A 16,663-nucleotide genomic window follows, 5' to 3' on the forward strand; every position below is an offset into this window, starting at 1 on the left:
GCCCGGTCCGCGCACGTGAGCCGTGCCGGGAACGATCTCCCGGGCCCAGTCTGCCGTGCGGATATTTCCGGGGTATTTCCGCACACGCCGACCAGCCTGCCCGGACCTCCCCGCACAGGCATTATGACCGCTGAACCAGGAGGTTCGGGACGGCCTGGGCCAGACCGAGTTCCCGGGCGCGCGCCCCCGCCGTGGCGCGGTTGGGCACTCCGAGCTTGCCCAGGATGTTGGACACGTGCACGCTCGCGGTCTTGGGGCTGATGTGCAGCGCAGCGGCGATCGCCGCGTTGGTCGCGCCCGAGGCCAGGAGCCGCAGGACCTCCGTCTCCCGGGCGGTGAGGCCGGCGGGCGCGGGAGGCGGCACGGACCCGCCGGAGAGCCCCGCCCCGAGGCGGCGCGCCAGGTCCTCGGCCGCGCGTGTCAGAGGTGACGCACCACACTCGACGGCCGTCCCGTGCACCAGGCGGGTCAGCTCCACCGCACGCGACCGTTCCCCGGCCGCGACGCGGGCCTCGGCCTCGCGCAGCCGGGTCCGGGCCAGGTACAGCCGCAGGGGAGTGGACTCCCAGGCCGCCACGGCGGCGGCCCACGACGCGGCCAGGGCCGGGGGCTCGGCCCCCTCGGCCTCGGCGAGCTGGGCCCGTACGGTCGCCGCGTACGCCGGTCGGACCAGGCCGTTGCGGGGGAGCCTCCCCGCGATGGAGCCGACCGTCCCGCCCACGAACCGGACCGCCTCCCCGAACCCCGCACCTCCGCGTGCCCGCTCCGCTCCCAGGCGCGCGGCCTCGGCCATCTGCTCCAGCAGCGGCCACGTGTACCCCGGAGAGCACTCCAGGGCCGCCTGCTCCAGGACGTCCCGGGAGAGGGACAGCGCCTCGGCGAGGTCACCCTCGGCCAGGGCGGCGTCCAGCATCCCCGTGGTGCGCAGCTGCACGACGTCCGTCCGGTACGCGTCCAGCATGGAGCGGTCGCCGCTGGACCCGGCCTCGGCCCGCGCCGCGACCGCGTCGCCCATCGCCGCCGCGGCCCGTGCCTCCACCGCCCGGACGTAGTGCCGGTGCTTGTCGTCCCCCTGACCCCCGGTCAGGTGGCGCCGGTGGACCTCGCGGCTCTGCCGCAGCTCTCCGGTCTCGAAGAGGATCTCGGCGCGGTTCTGGTGGTGGAAGGACCGGTGGTAGGGCGCCCAGCCCAGCGCCTCGTGCCGGGCCAGCGACTCCTCCAGCACGCGCAGGCCCTCCTCGTGGTGGCCGAGCTCACGCAGGAAGTGGGCCAGGTTCCCGGCTCCGCGCGCCTCCATGTAGGGCTCGCGCAGCTCGATGGCCTCCGCCATGCCCCGTTCCACCAGCGGGCGCCCGTGTTCGACGTCACCGTCCCGCATGCGGACCCCGCCCAACGTGATCCGGGCGTCGGCGGCCGCGCACCGGTCGGAGAGGCTGTCGGTGTCGGCCGCGTCGATCGCCAACTCGGCCAACGTGCTGGAGCCGCGGCCGGTGTCGTTCAGCTCCTGGAGGATCCTCCGTTCGGGGGTCGGGTTCCGGTCCTCGCGCAGCATGGCGCCCTCCCGGGCCAGGATGGCCAGGAGCTGGCTGTATCCCGGCATGTGCGGCGGGTGCAGTTCCAGGGCCCGGACCAGGTCGTCGATGCCGCCGTTGCGCACGTGGGAGGAGCGGGCCTGGCCCCGCTGGCGCAGCAGGACCGCCCGCGCCGTGAGGGTCCCGTCGTCGTCGGCGTCCTCGTCCAGGGTCGCCAGCGCCGCGTCGACGAGCTCCAGCGCACGCCGGTTGCGGTTGGCCGAGAGCGCCGCGCCCGCCGCCCGGCTCACCACCTCCGCCCAGCTGTGCCCCTCGACCCGGTCGCTGGGGCCGGGGACCCGGTCCCACAGGGCCAGGACGCGGTCCAGCATGCCCAGGCGTTCGTCGAAGGCGAGGGTCTTGCTGGCCTGGACGGCGGCCCGCCAGGCGGCCTCCATGGCCCGGGGCAGGTCCTGCGCGGCGTGGTAGTGGTGGGCCTGCTCGGCGGCGCGGCGGTCCTCGGGGACGGCGTCCGGGTACTCGTCGATGAGCTGGGCGAAGCGCAGGTGCAGCCGGGAGTGCGGCCCGGGCAGGATCTCGTCGTGTACCGCGTCGCGCAGCAGCGCGTGCCGGAACCGGTAGCCGGTGCGCCGGGGCCGCAGCACGTTGGAGTCCACCAGGACGTGCAGGGCGGCCTCCAACTCGTGCTCGGGCAGCCCCGCCGCGTGGTGCAGCACCTCGTGCTCGATGCCGTCGGCCACGGCCCCCACCGCCGCCACGCGCAGGACCGAGAGCGTGCTCTCGTCGAAGCGGCGCACCGGCTCCAGGAGGAGGTCGCGGAAGTGGTCGGGCAGGTCCGGGTCGTCGTCGGAGGGGCAGGTCTCGGCCGCGGCCAGGGCCTCCACGAACAACGGGACGCCCTCGCTGCGCCGGAAGAGCGTGTCCAGGGCGTCGTGCTCCAGTTCCTCGCCCCGGATCGCCGCGGCCTGGGCGCCCACCTCCTCCCGGGTGAACGGCTCCAGCACGATCCGGCCCACGCCCGGCAGGCGTTCGAGCTGGGGCAGGAGTCGCCGCAGCGGGTGCGCGCGGTGCAGGTCGTCACTGCGGTAGGTGGCGACGAACTGGGTTCCGGGCCGGGAGAGGTTGCGGGCGAGGAAGACCAACAGGTCCCGGGTGGCGCCGTCCGCCCAGTGCAGGTCCTCCAGGACGACGGTGACCCCCGCCTCCCCGGCCACCTGTTCGAACAGGCGCAGCACCTGCTCGAAGAGGATGCCCCGGTTCTCCCGGCGGTCCGAGGCGGGTTCGCCCAGTTCGGGGAGGAGCCGGGCGAACTCACCGACCCCGCCCGGCGCGGCCGCGTCGAACGGGGAGCGTCCCCGTTCGCGCAGGACCTGGCGGAGTACGGCGGTGAAGGGGGCGTAGGACAGACCGTCCACGCCGAGTTGCAGGCAGGCCCCGACGAACACCGTCCCGGCGGGCCGGGTGGCGGCGAACTCGGAGACCAGACGGCTCTTGCCGACCCCCGCGTCCCCGCCGACCAGCAGCGTCTCCGGCGGTCCGACGCGTACGCGGTCGGCCTGCTCGGCCAGGAGCCGGAGGTGGTCCCGGCGTCCCACGAAGAGCGGACTGGTATCGGAGAACAGGGGCATACCCCTCATTATGCTCGCCGTGGTCGCGGCGGCTTCCGGTCCTCCTTGGCGCGGGCCCGGGCCTCGGCCTGTTGGAGGCGGGTGCGGCGGCTGAGCTCGGCCCGGCGCAGGCGTTCGTCACGGATCGCGTGGGCGGTGGCGGAGCGCAGATCCTCGAAGGTCATGGTGGTTCCTCTGCTGGTGGTCAGGGCCTGTTCGGCTCTGGGGCGGGCGGCCCGCTCGGACAGCTGGTGGCCGTCCTGGGGCGGCGGGACGCGGAGCACGGTCTCCCCGGCTGCGGGGAGGACCCGTGTTCCGCCCCGGTGACCTCCACGATCCGACTAAGAACGGACCCGGCGCATCGGGAGGATTCAGCGGTTCCCCACCGTCTTCGGACCCTCGCGTCCTAAGACGGGCGCAATCCGCCCTAAGCGCCGCCTGACCACGGCCGATTCACCAAACGCCCCGGCATTTCCTTGACTCGGGAGCCCTGAGCCGGGCAAGTGTGTGGGGGGCCGGTCGTCTCCTCCCGGAGGCTGCCTGGTCGGCCCTTCAGCGATGCTCAGGAGGCGTGGGATGACTCGGGTCGCTTGCGGGACCGACCGGCGGGGCGCGTTCGGGCGAAGGGCCGCAGGGGTGGTCGCGGGGCTGGCCCTGGCCGGGCTGTGCGCGTCCCCGGCCTCGGCTGACGGCGGTGGGGACACGGTGGGGCTGTCCCTGTCCGGGGTGGACCAGCCGCCGCTCCCCGGCGAGGAGGTCGTCTACCGGGCCACCGTGGTCAACGGCGGAGCCGGGGAGGTCGAGGAGGGGCTGCTCGCCCAGCACGTGCCCGAACCCCTGGAGGTGCGGGAGGTCGGCCAGGGCGGGGTCCTGGAGGAGGGCGTGGCCAACTGGAGGGTGGACCTGCCCGGGGACGGGGAGGCCGACTACACCGTCCGGGTCCGGGTGCCGGAGGACGCCGAGCCGGGTGAGCGGGTGGTGAGCACGGCCTGCCTGCTGTTGGACCGGGACGCCGATCCCGTGGCCTGTGCGAGCGACACCCTGCTGGTCGGGGAGCGCACGGTGCTCTCGAAGGTGGGGGAGGCGGTGGACCGGGAGGGTCTGGTCCGCGCGCTGGGGGTGGGGGTACTGATGGGGCTGGTGTGGCTGCTCTGGCGGCAGTGGGGCGCCTCGCGCGGCACCTGACCGGCCGGGTGTCCGATTTGTTACGTCATGGCGTCAGAAAGACGAGGGCTTCAACTACAACGCGTAGTAGTCTACGGCCATGGACTTCCTTTACTCCGCGCTCGTGTTCCTGCACATGATCGGCCTGGCCGGGATCATTGCCGGTTTCCTCATGCAGCTGATGACCGACAACGTCAAGGCGACCAAGGTGCTGTTGCACAGCGCCCTGCTCCAGTTCGTCACGGGTCTGCTGCTGGTCGGTGTGGCCGAGATGGCCGACACCGCCGACCTCAACCACGTCAAGATCGGCGTGAAGCTCGTGATCGCCCTGGGCGTCGTGGTCGTCGGTGTGCTCAACCTGCGCAAGCCCGCGAAGAACCTGGCGATCATCGCCGGGGTCCTGGCCATCGTCAACATCGGTGTGGCGGTCTTCTGGTAGACGCCCGCCCGACCCGCCCGCACGGGTCTGCCGCCGGTGGCGGTCCGGAGTGCTCCGGACCGCCACCGGCTTTTTCGTCTGGAAAATCTTGCAGCCCCTTTCGGCCAGATCAGGGCCGCATTTCCGCGTGATCCGGTGTTCACGCGGTGTTCACAGGGTGAGGTCGGTCTGTTACCTTCGTCACCTCAACGCAAACTCTTGCGCAAACTGCAAGAGAATGCGGCACCTCCCCCCAAGGAGCGCACATGAGAACACCCCGCGTCGGCGCCCTCGCCGGAGCGGCCCTGATGGGAGCCGCCCTGCTGGCGGTACCCGGCCAGGCCGCCACCCAGGACGCCGCACCCGTCTCCGCGCAGAACGCCAACGACGACACGATCGTCCACCTCTTCCAGTGGAACTGGGACTCCGTCGCCGCCGAGTGCGCCGACTTCCTCGGCCCCGCCGGGTACGGCGGCGTCCAGGTCTCCCCGCCGCAGGAACACGTGGTCGTCCCCTTCTCCGAGGGCGGCAACCACCCCTGGTGGCAGGACTACCAGCCGGTCTCCTACCGGATCGACAACACCCGGCGCGGCACCGCCGAGGACTTCCAGGCGATGGTCTCCACGTGCGCCGACAACGGTGTCCGGATCTACGTGGACGCCGTCGTCAACCACATGACCGGACCGGCCGAGGGCACCAGCACCGGCAGTGCCGGGACCGAGTGGCAGCGCTACGAGTACCCCGACCTGTTCGGGGACGGCACGGCCGCCTACTCCCACGGTGACTTCGGTCCCTGCTACGACACCATCGAGAACTGGAACGACAAGGACGAGGTGCAGAACTGTCAGCTCCTCGACCTGGCCGACCTGGACACCGGCTCCCCGCACGTCCGTGACCAGATCGTCCGGTACCTGAACGGACTGGTGGCCATGGGGGTCGGCGGCTTCCGGGTGGACGCCTCCAAGCACGTCCCCGAGGACGACATGGGCGCCATCATCGGGGCCCTGGACGACGTCCCCGGGTTCGGCGGCGCCCCCCGGGTGTTCCACGAGGTCTACGGCGACCAGACGATCCCCTACACCGCCTACACGCCCTACGGCCAGGTCACCAACTTCGACTACAAGCGCTCCGTCGCCTCGGGCTTCGCCAACGGCGACATCGCCGGTCTCACCGACATGCCCGACCACGGCGGCCTCACCTCGGACGAGGCCGTGGTCTTCGTCGACAACCACGACACCCAGCGCTACGAGCCGACCCTCACGTACGTGGACGGCGACCGCTACTATCTCGCCACCGCGTTCATGCTCGCCCACCCCTACGGCACCCCCGTGGTGATGTCCAGCTACGACTTCGAGGGCAACGTGAGCGAGGGCCCGCCCAGCGCGGGCGAGGACGGCAACCCCGCCGGGTGGATCACCGAGGACAGTGACTGCTCCGGCGCGGCGTGGGTCTGCGAGCACCGGAACGAGGCCGTCAGCGGCATGGTGGCCTTCCGGTCCGCGGTGGGGGACACCGGCCTGACCGAACGGGCCCGCGACGGGTCCTCCCGCGTGGCCTTCGACCGGGGCGCGGCCGGGTTCGCCGCCTTCAACGCCTCGGGCGGAGACTGGGCCCTGACCGCCCCGACCTCGCTCCCGGACGGCGAGTACGACAACGCTTCCGGCCCCGGCACCGCCACGGTCTCCGCTGGCCGGGTCAGCGCGACCGTCCCCGCCGACGGCGCCCTGGCGCTGCACGTGGGCGGCGAGTGCGAGCGGGACTGCGGCGGCGAGCCGGGTGAGCCCGACACCCTGACCGCGACCGTCGAGACCCGGCCCGGCCAGGAGGTGTTCGTGGTCGGCTCCACCCCCGAACTGGGGTCGTGGAACCCGGCGGACGGTGCCCCGCTGAGCACCGACGCCTCCACCTACCCGCAGTGGTCCGGCCGTGTCACCCTCGGCCCCGACACCGAGTGGAAGCTGGTCCGGGTGTCCCCGGACGGCGCGGACTGGGAACCCGGCGCCAACCGGGTCGGCCCGGCCACCGCCGTCACCTGGGGCCAGCGCTGAGTCCACCGGGCGCCCTTGCGAGGGCGCCCGGTCCGGCTCAGCCCGCCGAGGCGTCCTCCTTCGGCGCCGGGCAGGTCCCGCCCGACTCCACCGTGAGCTCGTAGTGCCACACCTCGTTGGCGTAGGTCTGGCAGAGCCCGAACCGCGCCCCGTGCTGGGCGAACCAGTACGCGGCGTCGGTCCGGCCCACGTCCACCGCCGCACCCGTGACATGCGAGGAGTCCTCGGGGGAGGCCACCCACCGGGCCGCCTCCTCCTCGCTCCCGTACACCCCCACGGCCGACTCCAGCAGGAACCGCTGGTAGCGCTCGCTGCGCCATCCGCTGGTCACCAGCACCTCGATCCCGTCCTCCTCCAGCGCCGCCCCTGCGGCCTCCCGCACCGCCGCCAACAGGTCCGGGTCGAGCCCGGACAGCGCGGGCACGTCCTCGGCGGGGTCCAGACCCTCGCCCTCGGGGACGAACCCGTCGTCGTCGCCCAGCGGGGTCAGCCGGGTCACCGGGAGGCCGGTCCCCGACTTCCCGCCGTCGCTCGCCCCCGCTGTCGCGCACCCCGCCAGGGTCAGGACCGCCGCGGCGACGGTGGTGGCCAGAACGGTCGGTCGACAGCGCATGGGACGTCCCTCCTCCGTGGACCGGACCCCGTGTCCGGCACCGAAGGCCCCAGGTCACCAGGGGCGGTGTTGCGCGGATGTGTGCCGACGAGCCAACACTTTCGCAACACCTCCCCTGCCTAGACTGGGTCGTCGACCGAGTGACGGGGGAAGCGCATGCGCGTGCTGGTGGTCGAGGACGAGGTCTTCATGGCCGAGGCCCTCCAGGCGGGGCTGCGCCACGAGGCCATCGCGGCGGACGTCGCCCTGGACGGTGACGCGGCGCTGGAGCGCATCGGGGTCAACGACTACGACGTGGTCGTCCTCGACCGGGACCTCCCCGGGACCCACGGCGACCAGGTGTGCGCGGTCGTCGCCCGCGACCACCCCGGCACCCGGGTGCTCATGCTCACCGCCGCCGCCCGGCTCCGGGACAAGGTGGACGGCTTCTCCCTGGGCGCCGACGACTACCTCACCAAGCCGTTCGCGGTGGAGGAGCTGGTCATGCGCCTGCGCGCGCTGGCCAGGCGGCCCGCCGCCACGGTCCAGCCGGTGCTGGAGCGGGGCGACCTGCGCCTGGACCCCTACCGCCGGGAGGCCCACCGTTCCGGCCGCTACCTCCGGCTGCCCCGCAAGCAGTTCGCCGTCCTCGAACTGCTCATGCGGGCGGACGGGGGAGCGGTCAGCGCGGAGACGCTCCTGGAGAAGGTCTGGGACGAGCACGCCGACCCCTTCACCAGCGCGCCCCGGGTCACGGTGTCCCAGCTGCGCAGGGCCCTGGGGGAGCCGGACCCCATCGTGACCGTCCCCGGCGTGGGCTACCGCCTGGTGGTCCCCGGGGAGGGCCGGTGAACGGCGGGCAGGTACGGGTCAGCGCCCGCCTGCGCCTCACCCTGGGCTACGCCGGGTTCCTGGTCGTGGCGGGCCTGGCCGTGCTGGCCGGGGTGTACGTGGTGCTGCGCTACGTGCCCAACTACCCGCTGACCGCCGCCAACCCCAGCGACCTCGGACAGCCCATCGCGGCCCGCCCGCAGATCCTGGAGGCCGTCGTCCGTGTCTCCGGGGGCGTCCTGCTGGTGCTGGCGGTGATCGGCCTGGTCGGCGGCTGGTACCTGGCCGGATGGGTGCTGCGCCCCCTGAACCGGATCAACGACGCCGTCCTCGTCGCGGCGACCGGGCGGCTCGGGCACCGGGTCGGACTCTCCGGCCGCAACGACGAGTTCCGCCAGCTGGCCGACGCCTTCGACCACATGCTGGACCGCCTCCAGGACGCCTTCGAGGCCCAGGAGCGGTTCGCCGCCAACGCCTCCCACGAACTCCGCACCCCGCTGGCGGTCAACGCGACCCTCCTGGACGTGGCCCGGCGCGATCCCGAGGGACAGGACTACCCGCGCCTCCTCGAACGGTTGGACCTCACCAACGCCCGGGCGATCGCCCTCACCGAGGCGCTGCTGCGGCTGGCCGACGCCAACGCCGTCACCGCCGTGTCCGAGCCCGCCGACCTCGCCGCCATCGCGCGGGGCGTCGTGGCCGAGACCACCGAGGAGGCACGGCGCGCGGGGGTGCGCCTGGACGACGCGCTCTCCCCGGCCCCGGCGGTCGGTGACACCGCGCTGCTCACCCAGCTCACCGAGAACCTGGTGCGCAACGCCCTGCGGCACAACCTCCGAGAGCCGGGGGCGGCCATCGCCCTCGTCACCACCGGCCGCGACCCGAGCACCGGCGGCGCCGTCCTGCGGGTCGAGAACACCGGCCCCGTGTACACCAGGGAGGCCGCCGCCCGCCTGCGCGAGCCCTTCCTGCGGGGCGCGGGACGGGTCGGCGCCGGCCAGGGACACGGGCTGGGCCTGGCACTGGTGGCCCGGGTCGCGCAGGTCCACGGCGGCACCCTGGACCTGCGCCCGCGCGGGGCCGACCAGGGCGGAGGGCTCACGGTCACGGTCACGCTCCCCGCCCGGGGCGCCCCTCAGTCGTCGTAGAAGGCGCGTTCCATCACCGCGCGCGCCCTCCGGGTGGTCCGCAGGTAGGACTCGGTCAGCTGCTCGGCCGGACCCTCGGGCTCGGGGCCCTCCGCCACCGCGCCGTCCTCCTCGGTCCCCTCGCCGTCCGTGTCGACCGCGTCGTCGTCGCCGTACCCCATGGCCTGGGCCAGTGCCGCGCGCACCCGCAGGTCGTGCGGGATCGAGTCACCGCCCCGGCCGCGCACCAGCATCACCATGCCGCGCACCCGCGAGGCCAGCCGCCAGGACCGCTCCAGCACCACGCCGTCGTCGGCGGACAGGAACCCGTGCGCCACCGCCACCGCCAGCGCGGGCAGCGTCTGCGGAGTGCGCAGGTCCGGGAACTCGTGCGCGTGGCGCAGCTGCACCAGCTGCGCCACCCACTCCACGTCCGACAGCCCGCCCCGGCCCAGCTTCGTGTGCAGGGTCGGGTCCGCCCCGCGCGGCAGCCGCTCGGCCTCCATCCGTGCCTTGAGCTTGCGGATCTCCAGCACGGACGCGGGGGAGACGCCTCCGTCGGGGTAGCGGATCGGGTCGATCAGCGCGACGAACGCCGAACGCAGCTCCACGTCCCCGGCGATCGGTCGCGCCCGCAGCAGGGCCTGGCTCTCCCACACCTGGGACCAGCGTCCGTAGTAGGCGGCGTAGGAGTCCAGCGTGCGCACGACGGGCCCGCTGCGGCCCTCGGGCCGCAGGTCCGTGTCGACCTTCAGCGGCGGCTCCGCCTGCGGCATCTCCAGCAGCCGGGCCAACTCCCGCACGATCGCCATGGCCTGCTTGGTGGCGGCGCCCGTGTCCACGTCCGGCAGGGGGTCGTGCACGTACATCACGTCGGCGTCGCTGGCGTAGGTCAGCTCACCACCGCCGAACCGGCCCATCGCCACCACGCACACCCGGGTCAGCACCTCGCCGCCGGACTCGGAGATCACCTTGGTGTAGGCCGCGCGCAGGGCGGCGTCGACGGTCACCTCCGCGATCCCGGTGAGCGCCCGCCCCACCTCCTCGACCGAGGACACCCCCAGGAGGTCGGCGGCGGCCGTGCGCAGCAGCTCCCGGCGGCGCAGCGCCCGCACCGCCGACACCGCCTCCTCCGGGGTGTCGTAGCGGCGCAGGGCCGCGTCGGCCTCGGCCATCAGCGACCTCCTCTCGCGCCGCCGGAGGTCGGCGTCGTCGCCCAGCATGGCCACCGCCTCGGGGGCCCGCAGCAGCAGCTCGGTCACGTACCGGCTGGTCCCCAGCAGCCACGCCATCCGCTCGGCCACCCGGACGTCGTCCCGCAGCAGCCGCAGGTACCAGGGCGTGGTGCCCAGGGCATCGCTGACCTGCCGGAACCCGAGGAGTCCCGCGTCCGGGTCGGGCGAGTCTGCGAACCACCCCAGCATCACCGGCAACAGCGTGCGCTGGATGGCCGCCCGCCGGGACAGCCCCGACGTCAACGACTCCAGGTGGCGAAGCGCCCCGCGCGGGTCCACGAACCCCAGCGCCCCCAGGCGCTCCACGGCCTGGTCGGCGGAGAGCCGGATCTCGTCCTCGGGCAGGGCGGCCACCGCGTTCAGCAGCGGACGGTAGAAGAGCTTCTCGTGCAGACGGCGCACCTCCGCCGACACCCGCTTGCGGGCGCCGGTCAGTTCCCGCACCGAGTCGGAGGTGAACCCCAGGGCCCGGCCCAGCTGCCGCAGCCGCGACGGGCCGTCAGGGGACCGGGGGTCGGGCATCAGGTGGGTCCGGCGCAGCCGCTCCAGCTGCAACAGGTGCTCCACCCGCCGCAGGAAGCGGTAGGCGTCGGACAGCCCCGCCGCGTCCCGCCGCCCCACGTAGCCGTACTCCGACAGCGCGGAGAGGGCCTGGAGGGTGTTGCCCGACCTCAACCGCTCGTCCGAACGCCCGTGCACCAGCTGGAGCAGCTGCACGGAGAACTCGATGTCGCGCAGCCCTCCGGGGCCCAGCTTCAGTTCGTGCTCGGCCTGCCCGGCGGGGATGTGCGCCACCACCCGGCGGCGCATGGCCTGCACGTCCTCCACGAAGTCCTTGCGGCCGGAGGCCTCCCACACCAGCGGCGCGATGGCCTCCGCGTACCGGCGTCCCAGTTCCTCGTCACCGGCGATCGGCCGGGCCTTGAGCAGCGCCTGGAACTCCCAGGTCTTGGCCCAGCGCTCGTAGTACGCCAGGTGCCCCGCGAGCGGCCGCACCAGCGGACCGTTGCGGCCCTCCGGCCGCAGCGCCGGGTCCACCTCCCACAGGGTGCCCTCCGCGTCGGTCTCCGCCGGAACGCGCATCATCGCGGTCGCCAGCCGGGTGGCGGCGCGCTGCGCCTCCTGGTCGTCGGCGGGCACGCCGTCCGCGTCGGTGGCGGGCTCGGCCACGAACACCACGTCCACGTCGCTGACGTAGTTCAGTTCGCGGCCACCGCACTTGCCCATACCGATCACGCTCAGACGGCACAGGGCGGCGTCCTCCGGGGACTCCGCCCGGGCCACCGCCAGTGCCGCGTCCAGGACCGCCGCCGCCAGGTCGGCCAGCTCGGCGGCGACCTCGTCCACGGTGTTCACCCCGGTCAGGTCCCGACCGGCCAGCCGCAGCACCCGGCGCCGGTAGGCCACCCGCAGCGTGTGCCGCAGCACGGCCGGGGGTTCCCCGTCCTCGCCCAGGCCCAGGGAGAGGTCGGCCGCCGGAGCGGACTCGTCGGGGCTCGCCCCCACGGTGTGCATCAGCCCCCGGCGCAGCTCCTCGCGGTCCGGGGTGCGCGCGGCGTCGGCCCCGCGCAGCTCACGCCAGTCGCCGGGATGGCGCACCAGATGGTCGGTCAGCGCCGTGCTGACCCCCAGGACACGGCACAGCCGGGTCCGCAGGTCGCGTTCCTCCCGAAGGGCGACGCGCACCTCCTCGGGGTCCGGGGCGGCCTCCAGCAGCCGGAGGAGCCCCAGCAGCGCCTGGTCCGGGTCGGCCGCCGCCGCGAGGGCACCGATCACCTCGGTGTCGGCCAGGGCGTCCAGCCCCGCCTCCTCCACCAGCCGCAGGGCCCGGGTGCTGTCACTGAAACCGCGTCGAGCGAGCGCGCCCGCTGTCATGTTGGTTCTTCCGTCCCTTGCCACGCGTCAACGGTAGCCGTCCTGGGGATCCGGACCCCGGAACCGGCTCGGGGCCGGTACCCGAACTGGATACCGGCCCCGAGGGGTGCGACTAGATGTCGTAGTAGAGCTCGAACTCGCGCGGGTGCGGGCGCAGGCGCAGGGAGTCGATCTCCTCGGTGCGCTTGTAGTCGATGTAGGTCTCGATGAGGTCCTTGGTGAAGACCCCGCCCTCCAGCAGGAACTCGTGGTCGGCCTCCAGGGCCTCCAGAGCCGCCTCCAGGGACGCCGGGACCGTCTCGATCGCCGCGGCCTCGGCCGGGGGCAGCTCGTACAGGTCCTTGTCGACCGGCTCCGGCGGCTCGATCTTGTTCTTGATGCCGTCCATGCCCGCCATCAGCATGGCGGAGAAGGCCAGGTAGGGGTTGGCCGACGGGTCCGGCACCCGGAACTCGATGCGCTTGGCCTTCGGGTTGGAACCGGTGAGCGGCAGGCGGATGCAGGCCGAACGGTTCCGCTGGCTGTAGACCAGGTTGATCGGGGCCTCGTAGCCCGGCACCAGGCGGTGGAAGGAGTTCACCGTCGGGTTGGTGAAGGCCAGCAGCGCCGAGGCGTGCTTGAGCAGACCGCCGATGTAGTGGCGGGCCGTGTCCGAGAGCTGGCCGTAGCCGGCCTCGTCGAAGAACAGCGGCGCGCCGTCCTTCCACAGGCTCTGGTGGCAGTGCATGCCCGAGCCGTTGTCACCGAAGAGCGGCTTCGGCATGAACGTCGCGGTCTTGCCCGCCTCGTTCGCCACGTTCTTCACGATGTACTTGTACAGCTGGACCTTGTCGGCCTGCTCCAGCAGCGTGCCGAACTTGATGCCGATCTCGGCCTGGCCGGCGGTGCCGACCTCGTGGTGCTGGAGCTCCACCTCGATGCCGGACTCGATCAGGGCCCGCACCATGTCGGAGCGCAGGTCGCTGTAGTGGTCGACCGGCTCGACGGGGAAGTAGCCGCCCTTGAAGCGGGGACGGTAGCCCCGGTTGCCGCCCTCGATCGCGGAGCCGGTGTTCCAGGCGCCCTCGATCGAGTCGATCTCGTAGTAGCCGGTGTTCGCACGCGTCTCGAACTTGACGTCGTCGAAGATGTAGAACTCGGCCTCGGGGCCGAAGAAGGCGGTGTCGGCCACGCCCGAGCCGGTGAGGTAGGCCTCGGCCTTGCGGGCGACGTTGCGCGGGTCGCGGCTGTACGACTCCAGCGTGAGCGGGTCGTGGACGAAGAACGTCATGTTCAGCGTCTTGTGCTTGCGGAACGGGTCCAGGACACCGGTGCTCAGGTCGGGCAGGAGCAGCATGTCGGACTCGTGGATGGCCTGGAAGCCGCGGATCGAGGAACCGTCGAACATCTGACCGTCGGTGAACGTGGACTCGTCCACGTTCTCGACCGGGAGGGTAACGTGGTGGACGCCCCCGAACAGGTCCGTGAACCGGACGTCGAAGAACCTGACGTCCTCGTCTCGGATGTAGGCGAGCACCTCGTCGACGCTGCTGAACAAAACGGAACCTCCGTGCAGATAGCTGAGACGGCGGGTTCGCGGCCCGCACCATCGCGGCCGTGTCGAACCACGCGCCGTCTCCCGGCCTCGTCTTCGAAGCTAAGAGCGCGTGATTTCCACGCCGTGTCTCTATTGTTTCCTGCATGTTACGGAGCCGGTCGCCCGCGTCGACCAGTGGTCCCGGAACGGTGATTCCGCCTGTTTCGGGGCGAAAACGGGGCGTCGGGACCCTCGGGAGTGACCCGCGCCACGTCCCCTCCGTCCGCACGTCACAGAGGTCGCACGGACCCGCGCGCGGGGGGCGACGCGGGGCGGATAACGTGAAAAACATGAGCGACAAGAGCCGGAGCGGCGCCCCCACGGTCTCCGATGACGACTTCCGTTACCGCGGCAACCGGCTGGGTCTGCCCGAGAGCGGCAGCGGGTCGGTGCCCGGGGTCATGCGCCGCCTGGTCGGCCTCGCACTCGACTGGGCCATCTCCGCGATGCTGGTGTGGGTCGCGCTCAGCCTCGGCCTGATCGGTCAGGAGCTGGCCGCCGCGGCGGCGGCCGGGGGCGACCCCGAGGCCATCGCCCTGACCAACTTCACCACCCTGTCCACCCTGGTGGTGTTCGCGGCGATGAACCTCCTCCTGCTCACGATGTTCGGCACGACGATCGGACGCCGTCTCGTCGGGGTCGGTATCACCGCCACCGGTGAGCGCGGCTGGCCCTGGTTCGCCTCCATGGCCGTGCGCACCCTGCTGTTGTGCCTGGTGATCCCGGCCGTGGTCTACGACCGCGACACACGGGGCCTGCACGACCGCGCCGCCGGGACCGTCGCCACCCGCTACTGAGCGGACACGCCCGGTCCTCCCGCTCCGGACGCCGTGCGCACACGCGTGCGCACCCGTACCGAGCTGCTGTTAGCATCCGTTCACGGCATTTCCCGCAGGGACCCCCGCGACCTCGGGCCGTGTACCGCGCGTCGACGCCCCGCCACCGGTGGGTGCGCCGTCCGGACCGGCCCCGGCTGCCCTGAACCCGCCCCCCTCAAGGTCTCCTCGCACCCTCGAAGGTTCGCATGGCTGGAAGACGCTCCGCCCCTCGCAACTCCGGTGCCCTGAGCACCGCCCGGTTGTCCGCCGGACAGTGGGTCGCGTGCGTCGCGACCGCGCTGGCCATCATCGCCAGCCTCGGCGGCTACGGCTGGTACCAGGGCCTGATCGGCAACATCACCACCGCCCAGGTGGACACCGACGAGTGGGACCGGCCCACGAGTGTCGAGGGTGTCATGAACATCCTCATCATCGGCTCGGACGTGCGCTCGGGGGAGAACGCCGAGTACGGCGAGGTCGAGGGGGAGCGTCCGGACACGATGCTCATCGCGAGCGTCAACGTGGACAACGGCGCGGCCACCCTGGTGAACCTGCCCCGCGACCTCATGGTCGACCTGCCCGCCTGTGAGCCGACGGAGGGGTACGAGGGCATGCAGGCCCAGCAGGGCATGATCAACTCCGCCATGACCTTCGGTGGCGTGGGCTGCCAGTGGAACGCGGTGGAGCAGGTCACCGGCGTCCACCTGGACCACTTCCTGATGATGGACTTCGTCGGCTTCAAGGACATGGTGGACGCCATCGGCGGGGTGGAGATGTGCATCCCCGAGCCGGTGGACGACCCCAAGGCGCACCTGGTGCTGGACGCCGGTATGCAGACGCTGAACGGTGAGGACTCGCTGGGCTTCGTGCGCTCCCGCTACTCGCAGGGCGACGGCAGCGACCTGTCCCGGATCGACCGCCAGCAGGAGTTCATGGGCGCCATGCTCCGCGAGGTCCTGAGCAGCGAGGTGATGACCAGCCCGGTCACCATCACGCGCTTCCTCGGCGCGGTCACGGACTCGATCACCACCGACGAGGAGCTCACCGTGGACACCATGGCCGACATCGCCATCTCCATGCGCGAGGTCAACCTGGACCGCGTCCAGTTCGTCACGGTCCCCAACGGCGCCCACCCGGCCGACGAGAACCGCATCATCATGAGCGACGCGGCCCCGGCCCTGTTCGAGGCCATCAACAACGGCCAGGACCTGGGCGGAGGGGACGACGGCGACGCGAAGGACGAGGAGAAGGCCGAGGACGTCCCGGTGGAGCCCGGCGACGTCTCGGTCGAGATCGCCAACAACACCGGGATCGACGGCCTCGCCCTGGAGATCCAGGCCGTCCTGGTCCAGGAGGGCTTCGTGGTCACGGGGGTCGGCAACCCCGAGGCGCGCGTCCCCGAACTCACCACCGTCTACCACGGTCCCGGCGACGAGGCGGCGGCCAAGCTGCTGGCGGACAGTCTCACCAACGCGCAGACCGAGGAGGCCGAGGGCCTGGAGCAGACCCTCGAACTGGTCGCGGGGTCGGACTGGGAGGGCTTCGGAAGCTCCTCCTCCGAGAGCGACCTGTCCATCACCGACGACCTCGGCGGCGTCACCGCCGAGAAGCAGGAAAGCGCCTGCTAGTCCGTGTTCCGACGGGGGCGTCCCACCGGGGACGCCCCCGTTCGTGTGAGCGGGGTCTGACACAACGAGACCGTTCCGGTACCATCCGGGGGGTTACGTCCGAGTAGTCATGGGGAGCCCCCCGTGACTGGTTCCCTCTTCGGGCGAGTTCTCCTCTCATGTCCCAGAACGGATCGCAGGTGCCCTCTTGGCCCCAAGAAACGTGTCGAAGG

Annotated in this window: 12 protein-coding genes; 7 read left to right on the plus strand and 5 right to left on the minus strand. The window is 72.4% G+C overall.

What is annotated here, in order from left to right; translation table 11 throughout:
* Window positions 1–121: 121 nt before the first annotated feature.
* Both AC0VYM_RS09265 and AC0VYM_RS09270 read right to left on the minus strand, forming a co-directional pair.
* Complete coding sequence (locus AC0VYM_RS09265; RefSeq protein ID WP_475461073.1) at window positions 122–3,169, minus strand: helix-turn-helix transcriptional regulator; 3,048 nt, start codon at window positions 3,167–3,169, stop codon at window positions 122–124.
* Entirely contained in the window at window positions 3,169–3,423 is a 255-nt protein-coding gene (locus tag AC0VYM_RS09270) for a hypothetical protein (RefSeq protein WP_475461076.1), read from the minus strand. The genes AC0VYM_RS09265 and AC0VYM_RS09270 overlap by 1 nt, the downstream gene beginning before the upstream one ends.
* A gap of 292 nt (window positions 3,424–3,715) precedes the next feature.
* Here AC0VYM_RS09270 and AC0VYM_RS09275 point away from each other — a divergent pair, with 292 nt between their 5' ends.
* From AC0VYM_RS09275 to AC0VYM_RS09285, 3 genes are all read left to right on the plus strand, one after another.
* A complete protein-coding gene (locus AC0VYM_RS09275; protein WP_475461078.1) occupies window positions 3,716–4,324 on the plus strand; it encodes a hypothetical protein in 609 nt (202 codons plus the stop codon).
* 79 nt (window positions 4,325–4,403) lie between these two features.
* The gene (locus AC0VYM_RS09280; RefSeq protein WP_475461081.1) at window positions 4,404–4,742 is read left to right on the plus strand and encodes a hypothetical protein; all 339 of its coding nucleotides are present in this window, start codon (window positions 4,404–4,406) and stop codon (window positions 4,740–4,742) included.
* Between the two features lie 245 nt (window positions 4,743–4,987).
* Window positions 4,988–6,769, plus strand: a complete 1,782-nt coding sequence (locus AC0VYM_RS09285) for a carbohydrate-binding module family 20 domain-containing protein (RefSeq protein ID WP_475461083.1) — start codon at window positions 4,988–4,990, stop codon at window positions 6,767–6,769.
* A 37-nt stretch (window positions 6,770–6,806) separates the two neighbouring features.
* Here AC0VYM_RS09285 and AC0VYM_RS09290 read toward each other — a convergent pair whose 3' ends face one another.
* Window positions 6,807–7,382, minus strand: coding sequence for a M15 family metallopeptidase (locus AC0VYM_RS09290; RefSeq protein ID WP_475461085.1), 576 nt, complete (start codon window positions 7,380–7,382; stop codon window positions 6,807–6,809).
* 156 nt (window positions 7,383–7,538) lie between these two features.
* Here AC0VYM_RS09290 and AC0VYM_RS09295 point away from each other — a divergent pair, with 156 nt between their 5' ends.
* Window positions 7,539–8,213: a response regulator transcription factor gene (locus tag AC0VYM_RS09295; RefSeq protein WP_475461087.1), complete on the plus strand. Its 675-nt coding sequence runs from the start codon at window positions 7,539–7,541 to the stop codon at window positions 8,211–8,213.
* Complete coding sequence (locus AC0VYM_RS09300; RefSeq protein ID WP_475461090.1) at window positions 8,210–9,340, plus strand: sensor histidine kinase; 1,131 nt, start codon at window positions 8,210–8,212, stop codon at window positions 9,338–9,340. The genes AC0VYM_RS09295 and AC0VYM_RS09300 overlap by 4 nt, the downstream gene beginning before the upstream one ends.
* Here AC0VYM_RS09300 and AC0VYM_RS09305 read toward each other — a convergent pair.
* On the minus strand, window positions 9,328–12,429 hold the full coding sequence (locus tag AC0VYM_RS09305) for a bifunctional [glutamine synthetase] adenylyltransferase/[glutamine synthetase]-adenylyl-L-tyrosine phosphorylase (RefSeq protein WP_475461092.1): 3,102 nt from the start codon (window positions 12,427–12,429) through the stop codon (window positions 9,328–9,330). The two genes, AC0VYM_RS09300 and AC0VYM_RS09305, sit on opposite strands and share 13 nt — an antisense overlap.
* A 112-nt stretch (window positions 12,430–12,541) precedes the next feature.
* Window positions 12,542–13,966: a type I glutamate--ammonia ligase gene (gene glnA / locus AC0VYM_RS09310; protein WP_475461095.1), complete on the minus strand. Its 1,425-nt coding sequence runs from the start codon at window positions 13,964–13,966 to the stop codon at window positions 12,542–12,544.
* A gap of 329 nt (window positions 13,967–14,295) precedes the next feature.
* On the opposite strand from glnA, the gene AC0VYM_RS09315 reads away from it, so the two are divergent.
* Both AC0VYM_RS09315 and AC0VYM_RS09320 read left to right on the plus strand, forming a co-directional pair.
* Window positions 14,296–14,802, plus strand: a complete 507-nt coding sequence (locus AC0VYM_RS09315; RefSeq protein ID WP_475461098.1) for an RDD family protein — start codon at window positions 14,296–14,298, stop codon at window positions 14,800–14,802.
* A 227-nt stretch (window positions 14,803–15,029) separates the two neighbouring features.
* Window positions 15,030–16,451: an LCP family protein gene (locus AC0VYM_RS09320; protein WP_475461101.1), complete on the plus strand. Its 1,422-nt coding sequence runs from the start codon at window positions 15,030–15,032 to the stop codon at window positions 16,449–16,451.
* The last annotated feature ends 212 nt before the right edge of the window (window positions 16,452–16,663 follow it).

It is taken from the genome of Nocardiopsis sp. iso_237 (genome assembly GCF_056173345.1).